The organism is Nitrosospira sp. CT, assembly GCF_059489795.1.
In genome coordinates, this window is sequence record NZ_JCAHZJ010000057.1 from 91,787 (window position 1) to 116,853 (window position 25,067).

Genomic DNA, 25,067 nt, shown 5'->3' on the forward strand with positions numbered 1-25,067 from the left:
TAACCCCCCCGTACTTCATGTCGGCAAACTGCTCTGATGTTTCATCAGGGTCATTGTGCAGAATGGGATGACTCAGATATTCTACATACCACCTACATACAACCTTGAGACAGGTAACACGACTGCTTGTTCAACTTTTATATGGGTAAAGCAGGGTAATTAATCATCGAATTCGAAAGCAAGATCCGGAGTGCGGTGGGCTTGCGGCATTGGTAAATTGGCGGTCGTTATCAGCATATAAGCGAATGCGATCATGAGTCCGAATACATCAATGAAAAAAGCACAGCTTGCCGATGCAACGCTCAATGACCCGCGTTGGGCCACTGTCAAGGCGCGCAGCACTGAAGCGGACGGCAATTTTTATTACGGCGTGCGGACCACTGGGGTTTACTGCCGTCCTTCCTGCGTAGCTCGTCCAGCACGGCCGGAGAATGTCAGTTTTTACAGGACGCGCGAAGAAGCCGAGCAGGCCGGTTTAAGGCCCTGCAAGCGCTGCCAGCCGGACCGGCCTACGTTGGCCGAGCAATATACGGCCAAGGTCACCCAGGCCTGCCGCATCATTGAGGGAACGGAGAATATCCCGATCCTCGACGTCCTTGCCAGGCAAGCGGGCATGAGCACTTATCACTTCCATCGCGTGTTCAAACAGGTGACCGGATTGACGCCGAGACAATATGCCGTTGTGCAACGTGAGAGAAAGGTGCGCGATGAACTGGGACGTGGCGGGTCAGTGACGGGTGCCATTTTTGATGCGGGATACAGTTCCAATAGCCGTTTCTATGAAAAGTCGAACAAGATTCTGGGCATGACACCCACTCGCTATCGCGCTGGCGGCATCGATACGAAAATTCGCTTTGCCATCGGGGAGTGCTCCCTAGGATCAATCCTTGTTGCGCAAAGCGACCGTGGCATCTGTGCGATTCTCCTGGGGGAGGATGCGGAAAAGCTGGTGCGCGATCTGCAGGACAGTTTTCCTCGTGCCGACCTGATCGGCGGCGATGCGGATTATGAACAATTGGTGGCGCAGGTTGTCGGCTTTATCGAGGCGCCGGGTATCGGCCTGGATCTGCCGCTTGATGTGCGCGGCACTTCGTTTCAGCAGCGTGTGTGGCAAGCCCTGTGCGAAATTCCCGTGGGGCAGACGGTCAGCTATACAGATATTGCAAGACGCATCGGCTCGCCCCGTGCAGTGCGGGCAGTGGCGCAGGCCTGCGCGGCCAATCGGCTCGCGGTGGCCATCCCGTGCCATCGGGTAGTGCGCAACGACGGCGCCTTGGCAGATTACCGCTGGGGGGTGGAGCGCAAGCATTCTCTTCTGGAAAAGGAAGCGGGCGAGGAGGTGCAGGCATGAACACCAGGTTGGGAACGGATAGAGAACGACCTGGAGGCACAGGAGTCTGCAGTCATCGAAACTCTCCTTATGCCGGTGGAGTGCAATGCACTGGCCGCTCTTATTCGAAGTTCATGACGCAGCCTGATAAAATTATGTGCCTGACGCATGTCTTGATCTGATTTCGGGGTGTGTATGGAGAATTGGGTCGATGATTTGAACGGGCGCGGCGCCAGGTATAAACCACTGCTTGAAGCAGCGGAAAAGCGTTACGGAATACCGTCCGGTATGCTGGCGCGTCTGGCGTGGCAGGAGTCACGTTTTCGGGATGACATTGTTTTCGGGCGCACAGTATCCAGCGCCGGGGCAATGGGAATAATGCAAATCGTGACGCGCTGGCATCCTGGCGTAGACCCGCTTAACCCGGCCCAAGCCATCGATTATGCCGGGCAGTTTCTGGCCAGGCTGTATAAGAAGTTTGGTACGTGGGAACTCGCGCTTAAAGCCTATAACTGGGGTGAAGGGAACCTGGCCAAGTGGTTACGCGGGGAGAAAATAGAGCCGTTGGAAACCCGGCTGTATTCCGCGCAGATTTTGAGTGATTTGGGGATGGCTTGATAGATAAGAGGGGAAAATATCATGGCGGGGGACTGTGGTTGTTGGCCCAATGCGGCGCATGCTCGCGCTGTCGATAAGCCCGCGAGCCAGTTGTGTCCGTCAACGCAGATTCAGCTTCCAAACTACCATGATAGCCATGAGCGGAGGCCACGCCTGCCCTTTAATGTTTCTTATGATTAAATTTAACATAATATACATTATACGCAAATCAAGAAAATAGAGATGATAGAAATAATCGCGATGCCATCGTTTTCCGCCGTGACACTGTCAGCAGTACTCAATCAATAGTACGAGCCTTATTGCAAGTTCAATATCCTGCGGCATCGAAGCATCAAAACATGGCCCCATACATTAGACGATGGGTGTGACTGGCAATGGCGTCACCTCCCGAATGGCAGCAAGCAGCTGTTCACCACGGCCTTCAAGCGCATCAAAGAGAAGCACACAAGTTTCACCAACATAATAGCCCCGATCAGTAAGGTGCTGAAGAATGTAAGGATGCTTCAGATTGCGGACAAACAGATGATCAATTTTCATTCCGGGCTTGATTGTCATTCGGGCGGAGGGTTCGACATAATTGGCATTGGTGGTCGAGGTGCTTCCGTTATATCCGCTGCCTGGACCAGGACGGGCAGCGTTACCAAGCGATACTGGCTGCCAGAACATTTTTCATGCTTTCTCCTTGTGAGCGAATGCCAGAGCAAGAAAATTCAATTTTATGTGCGCCTGCGCACAGAAACCATAGTCAGACTAAGGGAAAATGATCCTCAGGCATCCGCTTTTTTCTCCCTCTTGTAGTGGATGCCACTGACCCGGTAAAGGCCGAATACTCCTTGCCGGGTCTCTTTTTTGTATCCTTCACTTTCCAATCCTTCCTGATATCCCTGATCTCATGCTCCGCTCAGATGCTTGTGGCACACCTGTGCTGTGCACGCCTGTAGAAGAAGCTTGTAAAAGAAAGAAGCGCTGTGGCGTGATAAATGGAAAAGTAAATACCTAAATTGCGGCGGGTTTTTTTTCTGAAATCATCATTCTATAATCCCTCAAAAATTCCATTCACTGAAAGGAGCTGATATGCGACTCATCGTTGTGGCTATCTCCATGGTGTGGATTACAAGTGCTTTCGCGGAGGATGTGCCCCTGACATTTCAACAATCCGACCCTCAGAGTAAATTCCGTGATGCACAACTTCATGTAAGAGAATTGATGAAAGCCGGCCGCTACAAGGAAGCCTCGGAATACATGCCGGAATATCAAAAACTTTCCTGCGAGGCTTCGGAGCAGAAAGCGGGGCGCAGCATAGTAGAAGGCGCTGCTATCTGTGCTCGCAAATACGATCATGAGGGAATGAGCGCCGGCAATGTGCTGCAACAGCAGGATCAATCCGTGGCAGGATCATTATCCTCAAATACTGTAGCGCCCGGAATTACGGTGATGCAGCGGCCTGTTCCCGGTACTCCCACAGTGCTGGATGGCTCGACACCTTCCCTTTTTCTTTTCGATCCCCGGAATGCTCCCGCAACGGGCAGCCAACATCGCGATGATGCGCCGACAGATCCCTGGACGGGGACGCGCTGAAGCCCGTTCCTGAAAACCCAAAAAGTCTGCATCCGCTTTTTCCCGGAAAATTTTCCGTTGGAACCGGGGAGATTGAGGTGTATTATTGCGCGGCTATTATTTACTGAGGAGAGTCGTTTTGAAGACAGCATATCTTGCGACAGCTTTTTTTATTGGCATCCTATTTTTCAGTCCCCTGTCCGCCCTTGCGGAAAATGCCGGCGCCAGTGCGGGCGCCTCGGCAGCCGGCTCAGCGACAGGAATGCCAGCCAATGAAGGCAAGGTTCTCTCCACGCTGGATGCTCCAGGCTATACCTATATGGAGTTGGCGAATACCGAGAAACGTTTCTGGATCGCGGCGCCAACGATGCGGGTTAAAGTGGGTGACCGAGTACGTTTTGATCAAAGTCTTGTCATGAAAAACTTCAACAGCAAGACCCACAATCGCACCTTCAAGGAAATTATTTTCGCGAACTCGGCCACGGTGATCAATTAGCGCAGAAAAAGCGTGTTGACGCTTCCTGGCATTCAATCTGCCTATCTCACCGCTCTTCGCAGCTTCCCCCGGGATTTCGCCGCGCCCGTCCCTTTCTCATCCTCGGGTTCCACAAATCCTACAAAGAGCTTGTTTTTTAATCTTTTTAATTCATCTCTATATTCCGCCGCCTTCTCGAATTCGAGATTTTTTGCTGCCTCGTGCATCTGTTTTTCCAGTGATTTGATTTCTTTTGCCAGCTGCGTTTCGCTCATGGCTTCATACCGCGCCTGCGTTTGCGCTGCCTTAAGCTGCTGCTGGGCTGTTTCCATGCTGTAAACACCGTCAATCAAATCCTTGACGCGCTTATGCACGCTTCGCGGCGTAATACCATGCGCCTGATTGAACAGGACCTGCTTGTTGCGCCGTCGCTCGGTCTCATCCATTGCAAGCCGCATGGAGTCAGTGATCCTGTCCGCATAAAGAAGTGCGGTGCCATTGATGTGACGCGCCGCGCGACCGATAGTCTGTATCAATGATCGCTCTGAACGAAGAAAGCCCTCCTTGTCCGCGTCGAGTATGGCTACCAGTGATACCTCCGGCATATCCAGACCTTCACGCAACAGATTGATGCCGACCAGTACATCGAACTTCCCCAGTCTCAGGTCACGCACAATTTCCACCCTTTCCACCGTATCGATATCCGAATGCAGATACCGTACTCTGATGCCGTGATCGGCAAAATAGTCGGTCAGGTCCTCGGCCATGCGTTTGGTAAGTGTCGTTACCAGCACCCGCTCGTCCTTAGCTGTGCGTAGCCTTACTTCCGACATCAGATCGTCCACCTGGGTGCTGGCCGGTCTAACTTCGATCTGCGGGTCTACGAGACCTGTGGGTCGCACCACCTGCTCGACAACCTGTCCGCTGTGTACCTTTTCGAATTCCGCCGGCGTCGCGGATACAAACACCGTTTGCGGCATGATTTTGCTGAATTCATCGAACCGGAGGGGACGGTTATCCAGCGCTGAAGGCAGGCGAAATCCGTAATCGACAAGATTTTCCTTGCGAGCTCGATCACCCTTGTACATTCCTCCGACTTGCGGAACCGTCACGTGGCTCTCATCGATTACCATCAGCGTTCGGGGCGGCAGGTAATCCATCAAAGTAGGCGGCGGCTCCCCCGATTTTTTTCCTGACAGATGGCGCGAATAGTTCTCGATGCCTTTGCAGAAACCCAGTTCGTTGAGCATTTCCAGATCGAAACGGGTGCGCTGTTCGATGCGCTGCAGCTCCACCAGCTTGTTGTGCTGCTGGAAAAAATCCATGCGCTCCCTCAACTCCGTCTTGATTGTCTCGATGGCGCGCAAGGTGGTGCTCCTTGGCGTCACGTAATGGCTGGAAGGATAAACGGTATAGCGCGATACCTTTCTCGAAGTGCGACCGGTAAGAGGATCGAACAATGTCATGCTTTCCACCTCGTCATCAAACAGGGAAACACGCACGGCGGTTTCCGAGCTTTCCGCGGGAAAGATGTCGAGCACATCTCCCCTCACCCGGAAGGTTCCCCGGCTGAACTCGAATTCGTTACGCTCGTACTGCATTTCTGTCAGACGCTGTATTGCCTGCCTTTGCGTGATCTTTTCATGCTCCCGCAGATGGAGGATCATGCCGTGATAATCCACAGGATCGCCTATCCCATAGATGCACGACACCGTGGCGACGATGATGGCGTCGTCCCGCTCAAGCAGCGCCTTGGTAGCAGACAGGCGCATCTGCTCGATATGCTCATTGATGGCGGAATCTTTCTCGATAAAAAGGTCCCGCGAGGGGACATATGCTTCCGGCTGATAATAGTCGTAATACGATACAAAGTACTCGACGGCATTTTCCGGGAAAAATTCCCGCATTTCCGCATACAACTGAGCTGCCAGAGTCTTGTTTGGCGCCATGATAATGGCGGGACGTCCCAGCCGCGCAATGACATTGGCCATCGTAAAGGTCTTGCCGGAGCCCGTCACCCCCAGCAGTGTCTGGAATGCTAGCCCGTCCTCTATTCCCTCCACCAGTTTTTCGATCGCCGCCGACTGATCGCCTGCGGGCTGAAATAGCTGGTTGAGCTTATAAGGGCTATTGGGAAAGGTAATAATCACGGGTATAATCCAAATTCATCATAGTCTACTGTTTTTCAGTTAATTCCATGACTTGCAGCATTGTTTCTGCTTCGCCTGACTCCTCGTCAAACTGGAGAAGCGGATTGCGTATTTTTCGCAAGTATGCGCGGTGCAGGCGGTCAGATGGAGCTTTCCGGGAATTACAGGAGAGAACCGGTTACCCTGCCCCACTTCATCATGTTTCAAATCTCCGCCTCATCAAAAGGTGGGCGTTTTTCCATCTCCTCCAACCAGCGCATGTAGCATCATTCGCGACTTGATGGCTGATTTTATCACGCAGCACAAGTGCCATTAGCATAAGGACATTAGTAAGGATATTATTGTGGAACTCTCAAAGCGCGTTCAGGCCATCAAGCCCTCCCCTACTCTGGCTGTCACTGCCCGAGCCGCACGCCTGAAAGCGGAAGGCAAGGATATTATCGGGTTGGGCGCCGGCGAACCCGATTTCGATACCCCACAGCACATCAAGGATGCCGCAGTTGCCGCGATTCAGCGCGGTTTTACGAAATATACGGCTGTCGGTGGAACACCTGGCCTCAAGAATGCAATCATCGCCAAGTTCAAGCGCGAAAATGGCTTCGACTATACTGCGGGGCAAATCCTGGTTTCGTGCGGAGGCAAGCAAAGCTTTTTCAATCTAACACTGTCTGTCATCAATCCAGGGGATGAGGTCATCATACCGGCGCCCTACTGGGTCTCTTATCCTGACATCGTCCTGCTCGCCGAAGGCAAGCCAGTCATTGTCGAGGCGGGTATCGAGCAGGGTTTCAAAATTACAGCAGATCAGCTCGAGCAAGCCATTACACCGAAAACCAGAATGTTCGTTATCAACAGCCCCAGCAATCCCTCCGGGGGGGTTTATACTTTGGACGAACTCAAGGCATTGGGAGAAGTTTTACTCAGGCATCCCCATATCCTGATTGCCACGGATGACATGTACGAGCACATCCTGCTATCGGATGGCAAGTTCGTCAATATTCTGAATGCATGTCCGGCCCTGTATCCCCGCACGGTGGTGCTCAACGGAGTTTCGAAGGCGTATGCCATGACGGGCTGGCGGATTGGTTATTGCGCAGGTCCCGCCCACATCATCACCGCAATGGAGAATGTCCAGTCGCAGAGCACTTCAAACCCTGCCTCTATTTCCCAAGTCGCGGCTGAAACAGCGCTGAATGGCGATCAATCCTGTATCACACCGATGGTGGAAGCGTTCCGCCAGAGGAATCGTTTCGTGACTGATGCCCTCAATGGTATCGCCGGCATCCATTGCCTGCTGTCCGAGGGAGCGTTCTACGCGTTTGCCGATGCACGGGAAGCAATCGCACGTTTGCACGGTAACGAGATGATCAAGGATCGCAGCGATATCGCATTTAGCGAATATCTGCTGGAACAGGGGGGGGTCGCGGTAGTGCCAGGCTCCGCGTTTGGGAGCGAAGGTTATATCAGGCTCTCCTTTGCAACTGCAATGTCCAACCTGGAGAGCGCACTGGGCCGCATGGCAAGGCTATTGGGCTGAAAAAACGCCTTGTAGCTGATAAGCGCGACAAAAACTTTCCATTTAAACGATTTCTCGCTGAATCGGGAAAGTGAATCGGTAGGTCGGGTTCCGTTTCGCTCCGACCTAATATCTTGAGCGTCGCCTTCACCTTCTTCGCCTGGAGTTTTCTTACCAATAACCGGGTGGAATCATGTAAAGCCCTGTATCCCACGCCCACTGGCGAACAGGGTTCTCGGTCATCGCGTCCCTGTCATCCGGCTGCGCCTTCCAGTGGAAATCGCACACGCTCCCGTTATGCCCTACGAAGGTATGCAGACCGCCATTCGCCACTCCTACGAAGAATGGCGACTTCTCCAGTTTTTCCAGTAACGTTTCGGTTTTACTGTCCGGCGTTACTCCCCGATAACCGGAAACGACTGCATCGCAGCGAACACCGGTAGATCCGGAAACAGGGGATTTCCAGATGCGCGCACCCGCCTTTGCCATATTCAGCGCGCCGAGTTTCTCGCGCTCATCCGCAGCAGAAAGGTCTTCGGCTGTTCGCGGGCTATAAAATACGGCGGTCCACCCATCATCTTGCAGTTCTTCACAAAGGACAGTACCGCGCAAGTCCGCCTCCTTTACCCGGGCGTTTATTTCTGCAAAACGCGTTCCCTGGTTAGCCCCCTCATAGGCGGCCTGAACATTCTCCATCACCCATCCGATACACGAACTTTCACGTAGACGCGTTGCTTCCCCTGAAGTTTTTTCTATCGTGATATATCCGGGTTCAATCGATCCCATTCGCCAGTTGCCCATGCTCATGGCGTCAATCTGTGTCCGTAGCGCGGCCTGGTTTCCCCTTAGAATGTCGTCATGGAATTGGGAATGGTCGCCATAATACAAGCCGATGCCCGTGCGCTCGATCGCCGTTTTATGCGCGTTGCTATTGTTCGTGATACTCCTGTCACCCAGTTCCGCAAGCATTTTCCAGTTTATCGGCTCACCCGTCCCAGGCTCAGTGCCTCCTGTTCCGGCAAACAACCACTCGGCAATCGCCACGGCGGGAGGATCGGAAATGGTATTGACGTTCCCATCGTGATCATAGTTATCGATAATTTCCCAGAGCCTCTCGAGGTTTGGAAGGCTGCCTTCCATCGTCCCGTCGGCCGGCAATCCTCTCAAGTTCAAATCGGGGTAAGACTGCCTCAACGCACTGGTGTTGATCGATTTTCCCTTCAGGCGATTAATAAAAGTGGCATGATCAAGTATAGTCATTCCTGACTCCCGTTGATTATACTCAAACGAAAAATTGACGGATTGGCAAAGGTATTAGCACATTCCTGCAATTTTCCCTATATCCACTTTCACTTTAGCAGCCACTGCCAAAACTTCAACACACTGCTAATCATATTGAGGCCTATATAAAGTATGAATCACAGGAGGCGGATCGTACCAACTATCGAATACGGCAAGTCTTTGTCTGCCTTGCGTGCATGGTGGTCGCGCCCCCCAATGTCTCGTCTAAAGACGGCGATCCCAGCGCGACCCCGATCCTCAAAATTACTGACTGGGCATACAAATCTCACCCTGGAATTTCATGTCAATTGCAAATTGGCAATTCATGGTACCGTCAACTGCGATTCTACCCACAGTGACCCCCTGAAACATCCCTCGCCCGGTTCCGGGTACGGGGACGGACGTTTCCTGGAATGTCCCATAAGAGCCTCCTCCTAGGGAATTACTGGGATCGCACGCCTGGAATGCACTTGTACCAGTGGTATTCAAGGTAAGCTGGGAATGGACAGTTTCCCCCCGGCTGGTCAGAAGGCTGTCATCACACACAAAGGTGTGCGTGAAGTTGATCGAGCGATCGGCTCCCACGCCACCAGTGCCGATGATACCGCATTTAACTTTGGGCCCATTACCAACTTCGAGCTGGACGGTCCCCAGAGTGCCCGAAGTGGCGCCGAGGTTGACAGCATTATTGAATATTTTACCCTTGACTGCGGTAGCGGCTGTACCTGCCGGGCATGAGGCGGCTTCCGCCGACCCGGCGACTGCAATCAGGACCGATATTGCAGCGGAGAATATATAATTGTTTTTAATCAACATGAAAATACCCCTATATCGAATAGTAATAAATGAATTATCTCGCCAAGCGCGAGTGTGAAGAGAGGTCAGGAGCGGAGATCGGTCTGCCATACCATCGTTCCCGGGTCACTCCCCGCATGGCAGTTTACTGGATTTGTTCGGAGATCGCTTTACTCCGTTGTAATCAGCCTAAGTAACTAATAGTCTGGAATTCGGCGTTAGAGTGACTATTTCCAATCAGAAGGTTGACGCGGAAAGTCGCGCATTATAGATTGGAGATCGAGTGAATTTTTTTACCCTCTCTTTGACGTGAGATTTCAATAATTGATGCGCTAATGATTATTAAAAGGAGCTTAAATTGAAAGTAGCTCGCATAACGCTGATAAAGCGCTCTATAGCTTCAATCACCGCCGGTATGGCGACCCTCGCGCCCATTTCTGGCATCGAGGCAGCACTTTTCACGGTAAGCGCAGCCATACAGGAACATATTCAGCCGGAGCCTGGATGCGCCCCCTTCCCGGGAGGCCCGATTTTACCGGGAGGCACGATCATCGGCAGCGGAATTTCGTCTTTTGGCGCGGTTTCCCTCGCCGCCAAGGACTGCATCACGCCCGCAGCAGATTTCAGTTATTTTTCCTTTCAAGGAAAAATGACATTTACCTTTTTCGGTGGAGACCAAATTTTTGCCGATTACTGGGGGCAGTTCGTTCCTTCCAGCCCATCCATATTTACGTTAAAGAGCTCCTTCTTCGATATAACAGGCGGAACAGGACGCTTCCGGAATGCAGATGGAGGTGAGAATCTAGGAAGGCTATACGGGACAGAAGTTATCTCCTCAGACTTTTCAAGCGGCTGGGGCCTTATCCAGGTCATAGGAGATATACCCTTTCCCATAAAAAGCAAGAAAGGAACGGAATCAAGTCTCGAACTTCTCGATCTTGCAGATCCTGCCAATGGAAACGCTATTGTTGCAATCAACGAGCTTCCGGAATCAGATTCCCTAGCCCTGCTTGGTATAGGTCTTGCCAGCCTTGCCTTCGTTCGTCGTAAGGTAAGCCGCTGAGCTCAACGGGCGTTTTGCGCCACCTCGAGCATGGTTTGCAGTCCTTCAGTAATCAATCGCTCGATCACTGGGGTAAAGTGCGGAAGCGACAGCATGAGCGCTGACATTCCAACCATCAGGGTAATCGGAAAACCTACCGCGAAGATGTTCAGTTGGGGCGACGCGCGTGTCAGAATGCCCAGCGCGAGGTTGACAATCAACAATGCCGAGACCACCGGCAACGCAAGTTGCAGGCCGACGCTAAAAATAATACTCCCCCACTCCGCCAAGCTTTTCCATCCCATATTTGAAAAGGGTTCGGTGGAGATCGGGAAGGCGTTGAAGCTGTCGATCAGCGCAGACAGCATCAACAGATGGCCGTTGAATGATAAAAATGCGAGCGTTCCCAGCAGACCCAGGAAACGCCCTAGAACAAGACTGCTGCCATCGCTGTGAGGCGTAAAGAACGTAGCAAACCCCAGGCCCATCTGCAAGCCTGCAATTTCTCCCGCCAATTCAATCGCACTGAAGATGATGCGCATGGCAAAGCCCATTGCCAGCCCGATCATGATCTGCTGACCGAGGACCAGCAGGCCGGGAGCGGAAACCAGCTCGATCTCTGGCATGGGTTCGAGGCTGGACGCCACGACCAGCGCAACGAAGATACCCAATCCCACCTTCACCCTGACAGGAACTGCAAGATTTCCCAATACCGGCGCTACCGAGAGGAGCGCCAGAATACGGGCGGCAGGCCAGAAAAAGGAAATGAGCCACGCATTGAGATCGGCCGAGCTGAGCGTGATCATTTAACAATAATGAAATTCTGCTTTATCTCTCCGGTCCAGCGAGCACTGGAGGGCGGATGTTACAGGCAAGATGCCCTCTCGCCTGTCTTTTTCCGGGTAGTCCTGACAACTATCCGATCACTCCGGGAATTCCTTCCAGTACCTGCCTCATATAATCGAGCAGCACCGAAAGCATCCACGGCCCTGCAAGCACCAGCATGGCAAACAGGACCACGAGTTTGGGAATGAAAGACAGAGTCATCTCATTGATCTGGGTGGCAGCCTGAAAGATGCTGACCAGCAATCCGGTGACCAGCGCGGCCAGTAACAAGGGAGCGGAAACCATCAAGGTAACTTCCATTGCCTTCTGGCCGAGTGTCATTACGCTTTCAGGTGTCATGGTTCTTTTCCATCATTTCATCCGGTGGATAAACATGTTGCATCCTCAATAAAAACTCTCTGCCAGCGAACCGATCAGCATATGCCATCCATCGACCAGCACGAAGAGCATGATCTTGAAAGGCAGCGCGACGAGAGCCGGCGATACCATCATCATCCCCATCGACATGAGCACCGATGCCACGACCATGTCAATAATCAGAAAAGGAATGAATACTGCGAAGCCAATTTGAAATGCGGTTTTCAACTCGCTGGTAACGAAGGCCGGAACGAGCACCCGAAGGGATACTTCTTCCGGTCCGTTCAGCTGGGGCCTGCCCGAGAGTTTGACGAATAGCGCAAGATCGGCCTCCCGGGTTTGTTTCAGCATGAAAGCTTTGAGCGGCACGGTGCCCTTCTCCAATGCCTGCTCCATCGTCATCCTGTTTTCCACATAAGGTTGGTATGCGTCCTGATAAATCTTGTCGAATACCGGACTCATGACGAAAAAGGTCAGGAACAGCGCCAATCCGACGAGCACCTGGTTGGGCGGGGAGGATTGGGTGCCAAGGGCCTGCCGCAGCAGCGAAAGGACAATGATGACGCGGGTAAAACCTGTCATCATCAGGAGCACTGCTGGCAGAAATGTCAGCGATGTCAGCAGCAGCAGTGTTTGCAGGCTCAATGAATAAGTTTGTCCACCCCGGGGTGCAGGCATGCTGCTAAAGGCAGGAAACCCTCCCTTTGCCTGTGCCAGCGCAACCACGGAAGTAGTCAGCAACAAGGCTGCGAGCACTGCTCCGTAGGCAATACGTATGTTGGATCGAAATTTTTTACCTGACACCCTATCCACCATGTTTTTCTGCCAACCGTTTCAGCCACCCTGAAAAATTCGAATCTTTTTCGACATGTCCTGGCGTCCCGGAGAAATGGAGCATACTTGCGCCAATGTCGCCTTTGGGCATGCTATGCAATACGGTTACATGCCCGGGTGCGACGCCAATGACAAGCCAGGTTTCGGCCACTTCGACCACAACGACGCGCTCGCGCTGTCCCACCGCTGATCCCCCGATTATCCTGACCACTCCTGCATGTCCACTGTATGCCCCCCCCATACGCTTGAGCAGCCATGCGCAACCTGCAATCACAGCGAGCACCACTCCCAGACCGAGCATGACCTGCAAGGGGCTGCCGCTGGAAGTAACTGTGCTGTCGCTCGCCCCAGCCGCCATGATCGGTGAAGCGAAATGCCAGAGCGCTGCTGCTGAAAGGAGACTGCGGAACACCGCCCGAGGCAAAAACGGGTTCTGATATTTTCTTTTCACGATTAGCGGTTTAATTTGCGTATCCGTTCACTCGGCGTGATGATATCGGTCAGGCGTATACCAAACTTCTCATTGACTACGACAACTTCGCCCTGAGCAATCAGATAACCGTTTACCAGAACATCCATCGGCTCCCCTGCCAGCCCATCCAGTTCCACCACGGAACCCTGCGCCAACTGCAACAGGTTCTTGATGGCGATCTTGGTGCGCCCCAACTGCACAGTGAGTTGAACGGGTATATCCATGACCAGATCAATGTCATTCTGGACCTGTACCTTCTGCGTATTCTGGAATTGCTCGAATATCTGTCCCGAGGCAGTATCCCCGGCCGCAATTGTCTCATCCTGGTCCGCTGGCGCTTGAGCTGCAGAATTGGCTGGTGTTACAGACACTTTCATCTCCTCAGTTTTATTCATAAAGGGCCGCCTGGACAGATCGCGGCGTTCAACTTCACTCATTCACTGCTCCCGGAAGCAAGCATTTTTTCCATACGCAAAGCGTAGCGCCCATTCGAAATTCCATATCTGCATTCCATGACCGGTACTCCATCCACGCTTGCAGTAACGAATTCCGGAATATCCAGGGGAATAACATCCCCGACCTTCATATTCAGGATCTGATCGAGTCTGACCTGGGCATGCGTCAGATTTGCCAGTAGTGTCACTTCAGCCGACTGCACCTGTTTTGAGAGGCGACCGACCCAGCGTTTATCCACCTCCAATGCCTCGCCTTGCAAGGCGCTCGACAGCAGATCGCGGATCGGTTCGAGAGTGGAATAGGGCATGCAGATATGCATTTCCCCAACTACGGAACCAAAATTGACCTCGAAGGTGGTTGCAATCACGACTTCATTCGGTGTCGCTACATTGGCAAACTGGGTATTCGTTTCTGCCCGCAGGTATTCGAATTCGATCGGATAAACCGGTTGCCAGGATTTGCCGTAGCTGTCGAAAACCAGGTTGAGCAAGCGCTGGATAATGCGCTGCTCCGTCTGAGTGAAATCGCGACCTTCAGTCTTGGGAAGAAAGCGCCCATCGCCGCCGAACAGGTTGTCAACCACAAGAAATACCAGTGTCGGATCGAATACAAACAGCGAGGTACCGCGTAAAGGTTTTATATGCACGAGATTCAGGTTGCTTGGTGCAGCGAGGTTGCGCACGAATTCACTGAACTTGATAACCCTTACCGGTCCTGCGGTGACATTTGCGCTGCGGCGCATGAAATTGAACAGTCCGAGACGCAGAAGGCGCGCAAAGCGCTCATTGATGATCTCGAGAGTGGGCATGCGCCCCCGCACGATGCGTTCCTGCGTCGCCAGGTTATAGGGGCGGAAACCGGGATTGGCCGTACTCTTTTCAATTGCCGTGGATCCACTGCTCACTCCCCTGAGGAGAGCGTCCACCTCCTCGCGCGAAAGGAAATCATCTCTCATGGAGCTACTGAATCACGAACGAAGTAAAAAGCACGTTCTCAACCGATTCTGTCACATGCCCCTCGCTGAACTGGCGATTTATCTCGGCAGTGAGTTCAGAAGCGAGCTTCTTTTTTCCCTCGATACTCGAAATCTGCATGGCTGTCTTGCCCGAAAGCAACAGCAGCACGCGGTTGCGCACTTCCGGCATATGCAATTTGATTAAATCCACCACGCTCTCATCTTCGACCTTCAAGGTAAGATTGGTCTGGAGATGGTGTTCGCTGTGCTCCGGCTGGAGGTTGACAGTAAAGGTTTCCAGATTGAGAAACACAGGAGGTTTAGGCTTCGGCAGCGCGCCCGTCCCGTTGTAGACCTGGCTGAAATACCATCCTGCGCCGCCGCCCCCTGCTCCCAGCAATAGGGCGCACGCCGTGATAATCAGAACGAGCCTGCCTTTCCCAGGTTTCTGCTCCAATTTAACTTCCCTCGGGTCTTTACTTTGTTTATTTGGTCTGACTGCCATGTTTGTGCCCTGTTAGCCGTTTTACGTTTGCGCAGGAGGCATTATTGAACTGATGCCCTGCCTTCAATGTGAGAAACAAACGGGAAAAAACAGGTTATCTCGAAATTTGGAGATTCCAGCCTGCGGCGTCATAAACAGGGATTCTCTATACCTGGCCGGCCACAAACCGCGCTCAAACTATGCAAAGGTATCCACGAGCTGGTGTCCGCGAATATCAGCAGTACTGCGGCTCATTCCGAGGCTTATCCCTGCCGAGGCTATCCGGCTTTCTTCCTGCCGATAATGAGACCTCCCACTATTTTGCCTTTCGAAATCTCCTTGCTGCCGGGATCCCTGGTCGCTGACTGTTGCATTGCCCAGATTGATTCCGCTTTCCGCCATCATTTCCTTCAGCCGGGGCAGGGCCGCTTCGAGTGCTTGCCGAACCTCAGGGTTCTGGGATACAAATGCTGCGCTGGCCTGATCGCTGTTTACGGACAGGACGACTTGCAGCGGTCCCAGCTCAGGTGGGTTCAGATTGAGTTCAGCGATCTGATGTTGGTGAGATACCATCCAGAGTACCCTCTGACCCAGGGCATTATCCCAGCTCCCTGTGCCCACGCGGGGTTCCAGCCTGAAAGAAGGATCACCCGGATCTGCGATGCCAGGCACTGCACCTGGCTCGACTATCAGATGCCGTGGAGATGGGAACGAAGTCAGGAGTTCGTGGGGCACGACGGGTGCAGTTAATGTGGAGAGCGAAGAAGTATCGCTTCCTGCGGCCGAGGCTGGACGCAGATGTCCAGCATCCGGCAGGAAATCGCCAATGCTGCTGGAGATTCCGGCGCGCCTGCTCTCTGAGAAGGCCGAATCAGAATGAGACATCTCGTGCGCTGCAACCCCTGTAAACTTCATATCTTGCGGCAGTTTCCCGCCTGCCGCGGGGGCAGATACGATTCTGGAGGAAGCGGTTCGAACAGTCGTCTGTCCCTCCTGAGAGCCTCCCGCAATAGCAGAACTCAGATACATTCCGGCCCCCATGACCTGCCCTATGCTGATAACGTTCTCTCCCGGTGTCAGTCCTGAGGGATCGGATAACTTTGCGTCTCCCCCCGCCCGCGCCTCGCGTCCTACCTCGTGTCCTATCGAGGCCGCAGCTGAAGTGATCCGTCCGACAGCAGACCGATGCGGATCGTTTGCATTCCCTTGACTGAATGCAGCGTCAGGCTGCTGCTGGACCGGCATATCCGCAGGGATTCGAGTTTCAATTCCGCTTACGGTATCCGGAGTTCGGCCGGTACCAGGGAGGTGTAAAGCATCTGTGATACCTGGTATCGCTGTGACCGTGACAGGGCGAGAGAGCTGGAACCCGCCGGCCAGCATTTCAGCTGTCATATTCCCTTCTTTGCCGCTGCAATCCTCCTTAGCCCCTGTCTCACCGTCCGTGTCTTCAGAATCTTTCAGGGACGGATTTCCGGGTATGCCAGGACCGTTTCCGGTGGTATCCGCCGCCATGCCCACTTGCGGATCGCTAACGCCTGCATCCGGTGCTTTATCATCACCGCCTACTTCGGCAGCAAGCAGTTTGCGGAAATCGGGCGCGGATTCCTGGGTAGCGCTTCTCGATTCGGTCAAAGTATCCTTGACGGGATGCAAAGCAGTGCTCGATGATACGGATAGCATAGGTTGCTCTCGGAATTCGATTTTTCAGGAGTTTATTATCTTGTATGGCTCAACTATATCGAACCGGGCCGGATAGCCGCACTGCTCGCCCACTCATCTGTTTCCCGCTGCTCGCGCCTTGCCTGGTGGACCAACTGGGTCTGCCTGTGACGCTGCGCCAAAGTGTCATAAGAGTTAAGAACACGCCGCTCCGATTGCCACGCGGCTTCACTGGCAGCGACACGCTGCCGCATGTTCGCCAGGGCTTCCTGTTGCTGGGAAATCGCAGCGTCGAGCTTGTCGATGAATTCATGATAATTTCGCCACCCCGACGCCGTGAGGCCTTGCTGCATGGAAGCCCGAAAGCGGGCCCGGTATTCGTCCGAATACTGGGTCAGCAAAACCAGCTTCGCTTCCATATCCAGGCCTTGAGCGTTCAAAAATCCCAATCTTCGCGCCGCATCATCCGTGCGGGTCTGTGCCAGTTCGATGAGGGTTTCCAACGCAGAAGTTTTCGGCATGATCAGGCAACGGCTAATTGAGATTAATTGAGGTTTGACGCCAGCAGAGCCTCCAGGCTTCGGGTACTCTCTTCATACCCCGCGCGCTCCACCATGGTTTGTTGAAGAAAACGTTCGAGTTTTGGATACAAGGCAATCGCTCGATCCAGCAACCTGTCATTCCCCGGAGAATACGCTCCTACGCTGATCAGGTCGCGCGAACGCTGGTAGCGTGAAAAAAGCTGCTTGAAATTACGCACCTGCTCAAAATATTCGGGCGGGATCAGGCTGGTCATGGCGCGACTGATGGAGGCTTCGACATCGATGGCAGGATAATGCCCGCTTTCCGCCAGTTGCCGCGAAAGCACGATGTGGCCATCCAGAATCGCCCTTGCCGCATCAGCGATGGGGTCCTGCTGGTCGTCCCCCTCGGCTAGCACTGTATAGAAAGCCGTGATCGAACCGCTGCCCTTGACTCCATTCCCCGCCCTTTCCACCAATTGCGGCAGTTTGGCGAATACGGAAGGCGGATACCCTTTGGTCGCGGGAGGCTCCCCGATCGCAAGCGCAATCTCACGCTGCGCCATTGCATAACGGGTGAGTGAGTCCATGATCAATAGAACATTTTTTCCCTGGTCCCGAAAGTATTCAGCGACAGAAGTCGCATAGGACGCACCCTGCAATCTCATCAGGGGCCAGGTATCTGCCGGTGCTGCCACTACCACCGAACGCGCCAATCCTTCAGTACCCAGGATTTGCTCGATGAAATCCTTGACCTCTCTTCCGCGCTCACCGATCAATCCCACGACAATGATATCGGCGCTGGTATAGCGCGCCATCATACCGAGCAGGACGCTCTTTCCCACGCCGGATCCGGCAAAAAGGCCCATGCGCTGACCGCGCCCCACCGTAAGCAGGGCGTTTATCGCGCGCACCCCTACATCAAGGACCTCGCTGATCGGTTCCCGGTCGAGCGGGTTGATGGGCGAACTTGCGAGCGGAGCCGAACGTTCCACCTCTAATGGGCCAAGGTCATCCAGGGGCCGCCCCGTGCCATCCACCACCCTTCCCAGTAGCGCTTCTCCCACTGGAAACCGGCTGATCTGATCAGATGCCCGGCGCCGCTGGCGGGACGCGCTGACCGGATTAGAAAGCACGCCGGCGTGGTCCCACGGCACGACCTTGGCGCCGGGAGCCAATCCGAACATGCCATGGGCTGGCATCAGGTAAAGCCTGTCACCATGAAAACCCACTACCTCAGCCTCCATACTGTTGCCGTTGGGCATCAGTATGGTGCATCCACTGCCCACAGCTAGCTTGAGGCCCGTTGCTTCCATTATCAATCCGGTAACACGCGTGAGACTTCCGGAAACCTGGAAGGGCGGCGACACTCCCGCGAGCCCGCCGCAGTTTTTGAGAAATCCTTGCCATCGATCGGCATGGGATAAGGCTTCCATCACTGACCCTCCAGCCAGTCATTATGTTGCCCCAGCGCCTGGGTTATGCGGCGCCAGCGGGTGGACACGGTGGCATCGATATCGCTGGGTCCCACCTTGATCCGGCACCCTCCCCGCTCCAGGCGAGGATCGAGGCTGATGGCGCAATGTTCGAGCTCCTGATTCAGGTGCGTGCGTACTAGGGCAGCATCTTCCGGGTGCAAAAATAGTTGTGCCGGCTGCCCGAGTACCGGCTCAGACTGGATACATTCGCGAACGACCGCGAAAACAAGTTCCGGTTTCACCCGCAACGCCTCACGCACCATTTCTTTGGCGACATCGAGTGCAAGGGAAAGCAGAGCATTGCAAATCTTCTGGTCAGCACTTGCCAAGGCTTCCTGGAGACCGCGAAATACAGCCGTCAATTGCCCAGCTTCAAAGCTGGCGCACTCGCGGCCGGCATCGTAACCGGCTTTCATGCCAGCCTCCCTGCCAGTTTCATAGCCTTCCTGCCGGGCCTCCTGATGTATTTTTTCGATTTCCTCGACTGTAGGCAGCGCAACCTGTATTTGCTCAGGCACTGTCTCGTCTTTGGCGTCAGCTGAAGCGTCCACCGGCCCTTCGAGCATTGCGCCTTGCTCCAGGACATCCATTTCCCAGCGACGATAGGTCGACAAATCTTCCTTGAGAATGAGCTGGCTTGCCTGAGACGTCATTCTTGGTCTTTCGCCGCGACTTTTTGCCTGCGCACCAACTTTACTCATACGTAGCTTTCTTCGTTCTTGCTGCCGAACACGATTTGCCCCTCATCTGCGAGTCGTCGGACGACCTGTAATATCTGCTTCTGATGGTTTTCAACTTCGCTTACCCTTACGGGTCCCATCGCTTCCAGGTCTTCACGCAGGATTTCAGATGCCCGTTTCGACATATTCTTGAAAATTTTTTCACGCAGATCCCAGGCTGCGCCTTTCAGCGCGATCACCAGGATGTCAGATTGAATTTCCCGCAGTAGCGTCTGAATTCCACGGTCGTCAATATCCATGAGGTTCTCGAATACAATCATCTGGTCCATTATTTTTTGCGCCAGATCCGCGTCGAATTCCCGCAAATTATCAAGCACCGAGGTTTCCGCGGCGCTACCCATGAAGTTGATGATTTCCGCTGCGGTACGAATGCCGCCCACCGAGCTTTTGTTGATATTTTCACTACCGGACAACAAATCGGTCAGCACGGTATTAAGTTCGCGCAATGCGGAAGGCTGAATGCCTTCGAGCGTGGCGATACGCAGCAGGATGTCATTGCGAAGCTGCTCGCTCAGTTGCCCGAGAATTTCACTGGCCTGATGGCGGGCGAGGTGGACGAGAATGGTAGCAATGATCTGCGGGTGCTCCCCCTTGATGAGTTCCGCGACTGACTGCGAATCAATCCACTTGAGTCCCTCGATCCCGCTCGTGTCGTGTCCCTCGAGAATGCGGCTGATGTTGTCTGTTGATTTACCTTCATCCAAAGCTCTTTCGAGCACCGTACGCGCGTAGTTTTCCGGATCGACATCCAGAAAAAGCGACTCACGCATGACTCGGCCGCAGAAATCGCCCAGAACACTATCGACCTGTTCCTGGCTCAGGTTCCGGAGCTTGGCCATCGCAGCGCCGAGTTTTTGTACCTCCAGTTGATTAAGATGCTTCAGTACCTGCACCGCCTCGTCTTCGCCCAGTGACAGGAGCAGGACTGCGCTCTTGTAGATGCCCTCCTCATTCATGACCGGCCACCCATTGCTTGACGACGTTTGCCACCAGCTTCGGCTCTTTTTTTGCGAGCTGGCGCGCGAGCGTCAGTCTTTGCTCGTATTCGGAAGGTTGTGGCGCGGGTTTCAGTGCGGGAACAGGCTGCACATGCTGCTCATCGGTCTCGGATTCGGATAGAAGTGGAGGTTCTGGCTGGTTGATACGCTTGAGCGAAGGACGTAGCACACCCAGTACCAGATAAAGAATCAACCCGCCAATCAGAAGCGTTTTTCCGATCTGTTGAGCCAGTTCAATGACCTCGGGCTGTTTCCACAATGGGAGCTCTGGCACTGCTCCCCGTTCCACACCTGTGAAATGACTGTTGACCACGTTCAGTGTATCCCCGCGTTCCCTGCTGAATCCCACAGCCTCTTTCACCAGATCGGTAATCTGGGATTTCTCCACCTCGCTCAGCGGCTTGGCGCTGACGACACCATTCTCGTCCACGAGTTTGCGGTGGTTGACCACGACTGCAACAGAAAGTCTTTTTATACCGCCGACTGGTTTGCGCACATGCTGGATTGTTTTATCGACTTCGTAATTGATGGTGGCATCCTTGCGCGTGCTGCCTGGGGCGCGGGATTGGGACGCGGTTGCTCCGGGTGACTGCCCGGAATTTGCTCCGGGAGGTGCTGGCGGCGGCGTGGTAACCGGAGCGGTTGCCGGAACCGGAGGCTGATTGGAAAGCGCGCCCGGAACGCCGCCTTCATTCTGGGTGCCAACAGCCATGGATTCCGAAGTCTGCTGGCTCCGGATCGTGGAGCCTGCAGAGTCCTGGTTGGGTCTGTACGTTTCGCTGGTTTGTTCGGAGTGTGCAAAATCGACCTCAGCCGCGACCTGGGCACGGACATTTTCCTGTCCCACAATGGGAATCAGAATCGCCTCGATCCGCTTGATATAGCTTTGCTCCAGCGCATGCAAGTACTTGAGCTGGGCTGGATCCAGTCCCGTATTGGCGTTCGATTCATCGATCCTGGTCAACAAATCGCCTTGTTGATCCACTACCGTCACATTCTTCACGTGCAGATTGGGGACGCTGCTGGAAACGAGGTGAACAATCGCATTGACCTGCTGGGGATCGAGTGTGCGGCCGGGGTAGAGGTTCACCAGCACGGATGCGCTGGGCTTCTGTTGCTCCCGCATGAATACCGATTGCTTCGGGATCGCCAGATGGACTCTGGCGCTGTCGACAGCTGCCAGCACCTGGACGGAACGGGCCAGTTCACCTTCCAGCGCGCGCTGGAAATTGACCTGCTCAAGAAACTGGCTGGTACCGAACTTCTGCTTTTCCATCAGTTCGAAGCCCACCAGGCCACCCCTTGGCAACCCCTGGGACGCAAGTTTGAGACGGGTGTCGTGCACCTGATTCGATGGGACGAGTATCGCTCCACCGCCTTCGGCAAATTTATAGGGCACATTCATCTGCTGAAGGGATGCGATGATTGCGCCGCCATCACCGTCAGAGACATTGCTGAACAGCACCTTGTAGTCCGGTGCCTGAGTCCACATCCATCCGGCCGCCAGCAATGCAACCACAGAAGAAACGGTCAGCATGAGCACGATTTTCTGCTGGCTGGATAATCGCGTCAGAAAGCTTTGCAGTCGACCCTGAATGCTGCTTACCGCGCCGTTGGCCGCGTTGCTTGCGGCACTGTTCATTGCGCCGTTCATTGTTACGGCATCCGTACCCGCTGTCACCTGTTTCTCCCCAGTCCTGCACTCCAGATCGAATCGCGTTTATTTTTCTTTGTCATATATGGATAGGCATATCTTGGCAAACCTCTTGGCAGTCGCCATTATCACCATGGCTGCAGCTTTCAATACGGGAAAAAGAAACTGGTTTTACGGCCTTTTCAAAAAACGGAATACAGGAGAGAGTGCTATCTTGTATGTCTTTCAAAAGTACTTGCCGGAAACCATGGACATTTCAAACATAGATTCGATACTCACCCAGCTACGCGCGGGCGCTGCGCTTGCTGGCGGCAAAGCGGGTTCAGCCGGGACAATAGCGAATGGAGACGATAATGGAAGTGAAGCGGGACGTGTCGATTTCGCAACCGTATTCAGGAGATCGCTGGATCAGGTCAATAACGTTCAGCAGCATGCATCGAAGCTTGCCAGAGATTTTGGATTGGGCGCGCCCGAAGCCAATCTGACTGAAGCCATGATCTCGCTGCAGAAAGCATCCATCTCGTTTCAGTACACAGTGCAAGTACGCAACAAGCTGGTCGCAGCCTACCAGGATATTATGAATATGCCGGTTTAGGAGCTGAACGGGATTGACGGGGGCTCCTCGTTGTTCTGATCCCCGGCTTCCATCTTGTAAAGCCATGCGAGCAATTCCGCCACCGCCCGGTAGAGCTGCGGGGGAATGTGCTGATCCAGATCCACCTGCATGAGCAAGGACACCAGTTCCGGGGATTCGTGAACGAAAACTCCGTGTCTTCGTGCTTCCCGGATAATATTTTCGGCAATCAGACCGCGTCCCTTGGCAACAACCTGCGGCGCATGATCGCCGGTGCGATACGCCAGCGCAATGGCGGCCTCAGACCGATTCAGCCTTTTCATCCGCCTCGATACCCATACTCGATAATCTGATTCCTGCGGAATTCAATCCTGCGAAGAGGTGTTCTGCCCCCGCCCGCAGGATCGCGGCGGACGATTCGGTTGCAGCAAGACGAACCTCGACTCCGGACTCACCAAGCCTCAGAACCGCGCTGATAAATCCCAGATTCGGCAGCGAAAGACGTACACTGGTTTTCCATACGGGATATCGAGTGGTGCTGTCACCTTCCGATTCATCCATCTTCTCCCCGACTGTATCCCACTCGATAGTCTGGCCGGGCCAGATTTCGCCTTGCCACTGAAGATGCCCGTTTTCCAGAACATCCAGTTGCTGCCGCAAGAGCGCTTGAATATCGCGATGCATGGGATTCGAGTAATCCTCATGCGGGGGAACTGGTAAACGAAGCTCGCCTCCCGGTGAAGCCGGGAGCGAAGCAGTACCAGGCGACTGCGAGAGGTTTTCCGATAAACGCCCCTGTGGTTCCAGCAACAGGCTTGTCAATGACCTTTTCCCGGCCGCCCATTGCGCCAGATGAAACTCATAAAACAGCCCGCTTGAACTGATTGCTTGCATCAGTCCTTGAGCCAGTTGCGTATGCGGGGCCGGCGTACCCTCGCGTGGCGGTGCGGAAAGTAAGGGTGCCGCCGCATTTGGCTGATTTGGCTGTGCAGATCGGCTGTCGGAAGGAAGCAGAAGCGGCTGCTGGAGCAGCGTGCTGATGAAACGCCCGGTCTCGCTCAGCTGCGAAGCCAATGGTGGAGAGTCGGCCACGAACCCGAACGTCGGCTTTGGCGCGCGGGACAGAAAAATCAGATTGAAAGTTTCGCCCGGATGCGCGCTCCGGGGTAATTTCATCTGTAACACCTGCCTGTCTCGACCTTCCCGGCCGTACAGCATTACGATGAATTCGTTATTGGGAAGCAGGGCTTGTACCTGCGCTCTCAGAGAACGCCCCGGCTCCAGTCCGGCGAGGAACGAAGTAAAATCCTCACGTCTTTGAAGTGAAGACTGAACCGGATGGATTGAGGTTATTGCCGCGATTGTGTCGGATGCACGCAGATCGAATTCTCCTGTTCCGAGGGTTGACCCATCTGCCGGGATATCTGGGGCGAATTAAACAGGTCTATCTGTACCCCATCAAATATTCCACGCTCTCGACTCATATGCCTGACGCACGCACCGCGAGCGGCTGGCAGTACCGAGCAGAGCTTGAACCTGTCTTATCCAGGGTTCCGTGTACTCGCGTATCACTGCGTCATCGGCCAGAATCTTGTGAATCAGTTCAACTTTCCGCCGCTGCATATCCGGCGGAAGCCGCACCGGTTCTGCAGCCTCGAGCTGTACCACCAGGGCTGCGCAGCGCCGCTCCAATCCCGCAAGCTGATCCCATTCACTTGCCTGGGCAGCTTCTCTCATCTCTCCGGTAAGATCGGAAAGAGACTGAAACACAGCAAGGTTTTCTGCACTTGTCATCATCATTACGCTTTTTTCAGATTGGCAATGCCGTCATGAGTGACGGATGAAATCATCTTCCCCTCTTCACCTGGCTGCGTGAGCGATCCGATCGCTTCCCATGCTTCGTGCAGCTCGCCAAGAAGACCACTTACTTCTTCGATGTATTCCGGTTTGTCATGAACATTAGCCTGCAACAGCCGGCGCCCCATGTACTCATAAAGTGCATTCAATTGCTGTGCGAGCTCCCCCCCCGCTTTGATGTCCAGGCTGGCTTGCAAGCCGGAGTTGATGATTGCAATGGCTTTGGAAATCGCTTCACCCCTGGCCGCGATCTGGCCACTTCGCGTATGAGCAAGCGCCGAAGCCAATGCTATCCGAGCTCCCTCGAACAGCATCAGGACGAGTTTATGAGGACTGGCGGCGATTACACCCGTTTCAAGACCAACCCGGGCGTAGGCGTTTACACCGCAGCGAGATGCTGAATACATATATTTAC

The 25,067-nt window shown here is 53.9% G+C and carries 28 protein-coding genes; 7 read left to right on the forward strand and 21 right to left on the reverse strand.

What is annotated here, in order from left to right:
- Positions 1-271: 271 nt before the first annotated feature.
- Positions 272-1,351 (forward strand): bifunctional DNA-binding transcriptional regulator/O6-methylguanine-DNA methyltransferase Ada, encoded by a 1,080-nt coding sequence (gene ada, locus AC52W5_RS09585; protein WP_495670833.1) that lies wholly within the window; start codon positions 272-274, stop codon positions 1,349-1,351.
- Positions 1,352-1,525: 174 nt separating this feature from the next.
- Positions 1,526-1,948, forward strand: coding sequence for a lytic transglycosylase domain-containing protein (locus tag AC52W5_RS09590; RefSeq protein WP_495670834.1), 423 nt, complete (start codon positions 1,526-1,528; stop codon positions 1,946-1,948).
- A gap of 351 nt (positions 1,949-2,299) precedes the next feature.
- Here AC52W5_RS09590 and AC52W5_RS09595 read toward each other — a convergent pair whose 3' ends face one another.
- On the reverse strand, positions 2,300-2,614 hold the full coding sequence (locus AC52W5_RS09595) for a hypothetical protein (protein WP_495670835.1): 315 nt from the start codon (positions 2,612-2,614) through the stop codon (positions 2,300-2,302).
- 408 nt (positions 2,615-3,022) lie between these two features.
- On the opposite strand from AC52W5_RS09595, the gene AC52W5_RS09600 reads away from it, so the two are divergent.
- Both AC52W5_RS09600 and AC52W5_RS09605 read left to right on the forward strand, forming a co-directional pair.
- On the forward strand, positions 3,023-3,526 hold the full coding sequence (locus AC52W5_RS09600; protein ID WP_074975258.1) for a hypothetical protein: 504 nt from the start codon (positions 3,023-3,025) through the stop codon (positions 3,524-3,526).
- Positions 3,527-3,644: 118 nt separating this feature from the next.
- Positions 3,645-4,001 (forward strand): cupredoxin domain-containing protein, encoded by a 357-nt coding sequence (locus AC52W5_RS09605; RefSeq protein ID WP_256210505.1) that lies wholly within the window; start codon positions 3,645-3,647, stop codon positions 3,999-4,001.
- A gap of 41 nt (positions 4,002-4,042) precedes the next feature.
- On the opposite strand, the gene uvrB is transcribed toward AC52W5_RS09605, so the two are convergent.
- The gene (gene uvrB / locus AC52W5_RS09610; RefSeq protein WP_495670836.1) at positions 4,043-6,130 is read right to left on the reverse strand and encodes an excinuclease ABC subunit UvrB; all 2,088 of its coding nucleotides are present in this window, start codon (positions 6,128-6,130) and stop codon (positions 4,043-4,045) included.
- A gap of 343 nt (positions 6,131-6,473) precedes the next feature.
- Here uvrB and AC52W5_RS09615 point away from each other — a divergent pair, with 343 nt between their 5' ends.
- Positions 6,474-7,667, forward strand: coding sequence for a pyridoxal phosphate-dependent aminotransferase (locus tag AC52W5_RS09615; RefSeq protein ID WP_495670837.1), 1,194 nt, complete (start codon positions 6,474-6,476; stop codon positions 7,665-7,667).
- A gap of 150 nt (positions 7,668-7,817) precedes the next feature.
- On the opposite strand, the gene AC52W5_RS09620 is transcribed toward AC52W5_RS09615, so the two are convergent.
- Both AC52W5_RS09620 and AC52W5_RS09625 read right to left on the reverse strand, forming a co-directional pair.
- Positions 7,818-8,906, reverse strand: coding sequence for a hypothetical protein (locus AC52W5_RS09620; RefSeq protein WP_495670838.1), 1,089 nt, complete (start codon positions 8,904-8,906; stop codon positions 7,818-7,820).
- A 285-nt stretch (positions 8,907-9,191) separates the two neighbouring features.
- Positions 9,192-9,743, reverse strand: coding sequence for a hypothetical protein (locus AC52W5_RS09625; protein ID WP_495670839.1), 552 nt, complete (start codon positions 9,741-9,743; stop codon positions 9,192-9,194).
- Between the two features lie 628 nt (positions 9,744-10,371).
- Between AC52W5_RS09625 and AC52W5_RS09630 the strand changes: the two genes are divergently transcribed.
- Complete coding sequence (locus AC52W5_RS09630) at positions 10,372-10,785, forward strand: hypothetical protein (protein WP_495670840.1); 414 nt, start codon at positions 10,372-10,374, stop codon at positions 10,783-10,785.
- Positions 10,786-10,787: 2 nt separating this feature from the next.
- On the opposite strand, the gene fliR is transcribed toward AC52W5_RS09630, so the two are convergent.
- The 13 genes from fliR to fliF form a co-directional block, all read right to left on the reverse strand.
- On the reverse strand, positions 10,788-11,570 hold the full coding sequence (gene fliR / locus AC52W5_RS09635) for a flagellar biosynthetic protein FliR (RefSeq protein ID WP_495670841.1): 783 nt from the start codon (positions 11,568-11,570) through the stop codon (positions 10,788-10,790).
- Positions 11,571-11,679: 109 nt separating this feature from the next.
- The gene (gene fliQ, locus AC52W5_RS09640) at positions 11,680-11,949 is read right to left on the reverse strand and encodes a flagellar biosynthesis protein FliQ (protein WP_074975681.1); all 270 of its coding nucleotides are present in this window, start codon (positions 11,947-11,949) and stop codon (positions 11,680-11,682) included.
- A gap of 45 nt (positions 11,950-11,994) precedes the next feature.
- Positions 11,995-12,783 (reverse strand): flagellar type III secretion system pore protein FliP, encoded by a 789-nt coding sequence (gene fliP / locus AC52W5_RS09645; RefSeq protein WP_495670842.1) that lies wholly within the window; start codon positions 12,781-12,783, stop codon positions 11,995-11,997.
- The gene (gene fliO / locus AC52W5_RS09650; RefSeq protein ID WP_133669241.1) at positions 12,773-13,252 is read right to left on the reverse strand and encodes a flagellar biosynthetic protein FliO; all 480 of its coding nucleotides are present in this window, start codon (positions 13,250-13,252) and stop codon (positions 12,773-12,775) included. Before fliO ends, fliP begins: the two co-directional genes overlap by 11 nt.
- A 2-nt stretch (positions 13,253-13,254) precedes the next feature.
- Positions 13,255-13,710, reverse strand: coding sequence for a flagellar motor switch protein FliN (gene fliN, locus AC52W5_RS09655; protein ID WP_133669240.1), 456 nt, complete (start codon positions 13,708-13,710; stop codon positions 13,255-13,257).
- Positions 13,707-14,684 (reverse strand): flagellar motor switch protein FliM, encoded by a 978-nt coding sequence (gene fliM / locus AC52W5_RS09660; protein WP_495670843.1) that lies wholly within the window; start codon positions 14,682-14,684, stop codon positions 13,707-13,709. Before fliM ends, fliN begins: the two co-directional genes overlap by 4 nt.
- A gap of 4 nt (positions 14,685-14,688) precedes the next feature.
- The gene (gene fliL / locus AC52W5_RS09665; RefSeq protein WP_495670844.1) at positions 14,689-15,141 is read right to left on the reverse strand and encodes a flagellar basal body-associated protein FliL; all 453 of its coding nucleotides are present in this window, start codon (positions 15,139-15,141) and stop codon (positions 14,689-14,691) included.
- A gap of 225 nt (positions 15,142-15,366) precedes the next feature.
- The gene (locus AC52W5_RS09670; protein WP_495670845.1) at positions 15,367-16,851 is read right to left on the reverse strand and encodes a flagellar hook-length control protein FliK; all 1,485 of its coding nucleotides are present in this window, start codon (positions 16,849-16,851) and stop codon (positions 15,367-15,369) included.
- Positions 16,852-16,904: 53 nt separating this feature from the next.
- Positions 16,905-17,351 (reverse strand): flagellar export protein FliJ, encoded by a 447-nt coding sequence (gene fliJ, locus AC52W5_RS09675; protein ID WP_495670846.1) that lies wholly within the window; start codon positions 17,349-17,351, stop codon positions 16,905-16,907.
- Positions 17,352-17,374: 23 nt separating this feature from the next.
- The gene (gene fliI / locus AC52W5_RS09680; RefSeq protein WP_495670847.1) at positions 17,375-18,787 is read right to left on the reverse strand and encodes a flagellar protein export ATPase FliI; all 1,413 of its coding nucleotides are present in this window, start codon (positions 18,785-18,787) and stop codon (positions 17,375-17,377) included.
- The gene (locus AC52W5_RS09685) at positions 18,787-19,530 is read right to left on the reverse strand and encodes a flagellar assembly protein FliH (RefSeq protein WP_495670848.1); all 744 of its coding nucleotides are present in this window, start codon (positions 19,528-19,530) and stop codon (positions 18,787-18,789) included. The genes fliI and AC52W5_RS09685 overlap by 1 nt, the downstream gene beginning before the upstream one ends.
- Complete coding sequence (gene fliG, locus AC52W5_RS09690; RefSeq protein ID WP_074975690.1) at positions 19,527-20,525, reverse strand: flagellar motor switch protein FliG; 999 nt, start codon at positions 20,523-20,525, stop codon at positions 19,527-19,529. The genes AC52W5_RS09685 and fliG overlap by 4 nt, the downstream gene beginning before the upstream one ends.
- The gene (gene fliF, locus AC52W5_RS09695) at positions 20,518-22,248 is read right to left on the reverse strand and encodes a flagellar basal-body MS-ring/collar protein FliF (protein WP_495670849.1); all 1,731 of its coding nucleotides are present in this window, start codon (positions 22,246-22,248) and stop codon (positions 20,518-20,520) included. The genes fliG and fliF overlap by 8 nt, the downstream gene beginning before the upstream one ends.
- Before the next feature lie 220 nt (positions 22,249-22,468).
- Between fliF and fliE the strand changes: the two genes are divergently transcribed.
- Complete coding sequence (gene fliE / locus AC52W5_RS09700) at positions 22,469-22,816, forward strand: flagellar hook-basal body complex protein FliE (protein ID WP_495670876.1); 348 nt, start codon at positions 22,469-22,471, stop codon at positions 22,814-22,816.
- Here the strand turns inward: fliE and AC52W5_RS09705 are convergent.
- The 4 genes from AC52W5_RS09705 to fliS form a co-directional block, all read right to left on the reverse strand.
- A complete protein-coding gene (locus AC52W5_RS09705) occupies positions 22,813-23,118 on the reverse strand; it encodes an EscU/YscU/HrcU family type III secretion system export apparatus switch protein (RefSeq protein WP_495670850.1) in 306 nt (101 codons plus the stop codon). The genes fliE and AC52W5_RS09705 overlap by 4 nt on opposite strands.
- On the reverse strand, positions 23,096-23,971 hold the full coding sequence (fliK, locus tag AC52W5_RS09710; protein ID WP_495670851.1) for a flagellar hook-length control protein FliK: 876 nt from the start codon (positions 23,969-23,971) through the stop codon (positions 23,096-23,098). Before fliK ends, AC52W5_RS09705 begins: the two co-directional genes overlap by 23 nt.
- A 282-nt stretch (positions 23,972-24,253) precedes the next feature.
- A complete protein-coding gene (locus AC52W5_RS09715) occupies positions 24,254-24,595 on the reverse strand; it encodes a flagellar protein FliT (protein ID WP_074975694.1) in 342 nt (113 codons plus the stop codon).
- Positions 24,595-25,059: a flagellar export chaperone FliS gene (fliS, locus tag AC52W5_RS09720; protein WP_495670852.1), complete on the reverse strand. Its 465-nt coding sequence runs from the start codon at positions 25,057-25,059 to the stop codon at positions 24,595-24,597. Before fliS ends, AC52W5_RS09715 begins: the two co-directional genes overlap by 1 nt.
- Positions 25,060-25,067: the final 8 nt, after the last annotated feature.

Coding starts and splice junctions, on each gene's coding strand:
- ada (WP_495670833.1), top strand. CDS start 272: ATGAAAAAAGCACAGCTTGCCGATGCAACGCTCAATGACCCGCGTTGG.
- fliG (WP_074975690.1), bottom strand. CDS start 20,525: ATGAATGAGGAGGGCATCTACAAGAGCGCAGTCCTGCTCCTGTCACTG.
- AC52W5_RS09685 (WP_495670848.1), bottom strand. CDS start 19,530: ATGAGTAAAGTTGGTGCGCAGGCAAAAAGTCGCGGCGAAAGACCAAGA.
- fliP (WP_495670842.1), bottom strand. CDS start 12,783: ATGGTGGATAGGGTGTCAGGTAAAAAATTTCGATCCAACATACGTATT.
- AC52W5_RS09620 (WP_495670838.1), bottom strand. CDS start 8,906: ATGACTATACTTGATCATGCCACTTTTATTAATCGCCTGAAGGGAAAA.
- fliR (WP_495670841.1), bottom strand. CDS start 11,570: ATGATCACGCTCAGCTCGGCCGATCTCAATGCGTGGCTCATTTCCTTT.
- fliE (WP_495670876.1), top strand. CDS start 22,469: ATGGACATTTCAAACATAGATTCGATACTCACCCAGCTACGCGCGGGC.
- fliQ (WP_074975681.1), bottom strand. CDS start 11,949: ATGACACCTGAAAGCGTAATGACACTCGGCCAGAAGGCAATGGAAGTT.
- fliI (WP_495670847.1), bottom strand. CDS start 18,787: ATGGAAGCCTTATCCCATGCCGATCGATGGCAAGGATTTCTCAAAAAC.
- AC52W5_RS09670 (WP_495670845.1), bottom strand. CDS start 16,851: ATGCTATCCGTATCATCGAGCACTGCTTTGCATCCCGTCAAGGATACT.
- AC52W5_RS09600 (WP_074975258.1), top strand. CDS start 3,023: ATGCGACTCATCGTTGTGGCTATCTCCATGGTGTGGATTACAAGTGCT.
- AC52W5_RS09595 (WP_495670835.1), bottom strand. CDS start 2,614: ATGTTCTGGCAGCCAGTATCGCTTGGTAACGCTGCCCGTCCTGGTCCA.
- fliM (WP_495670843.1), bottom strand. CDS start 14,684: ATGAGAGATGATTTCCTTTCGCGCGAGGAGGTGGACGCTCTCCTCAGG.
- AC52W5_RS09630 (WP_495670840.1), top strand. CDS start 10,372: ATGACATTTACCTTTTTCGGTGGAGACCAAATTTTTGCCGATTACTGG.
- AC52W5_RS09590 (WP_495670834.1), top strand. CDS start 1,526: ATGGAGAATTGGGTCGATGATTTGAACGGGCGCGGCGCCAGGTATAAA.
- AC52W5_RS09625 (WP_495670839.1), bottom strand. CDS start 9,743: ATGTTGATTAAAAACAATTATATATTCTCCGCTGCAATATCGGTCCTG.
- fliJ (WP_495670846.1), bottom strand. CDS start 17,351: ATGCCGAAAACTTCTGCGTTGGAAACCCTCATCGAACTGGCACAGACC.
- AC52W5_RS09705 (WP_495670850.1), bottom strand. CDS start 23,118: ATGAAAAGGCTGAATCGGTCTGAGGCCGCCATTGCGCTGGCGTATCGC.
- fliS (WP_495670852.1), bottom strand. CDS start 25,059: ATGTATTCAGCATCTCGCTGCGGTGTAAACGCCTACGCCCGGGTTGGT.
- fliK (WP_495670851.1), bottom strand. CDS start 23,971: ATGAAATTACCCCGGAGCGCGCATCCGGGCGAAACTTTCAATCTGATT.
- fliN (WP_133669240.1), bottom strand. CDS start 13,710: ATGAGTGAAGTTGAACGCCGCGATCTGTCCAGGCGGCCCTTTATGAAT.
- AC52W5_RS09715 (WP_074975694.1), bottom strand. CDS start 24,595: ATGATGATGACAAGTGCAGAAAACCTTGCTGTGTTTCAGTCTCTTTCC.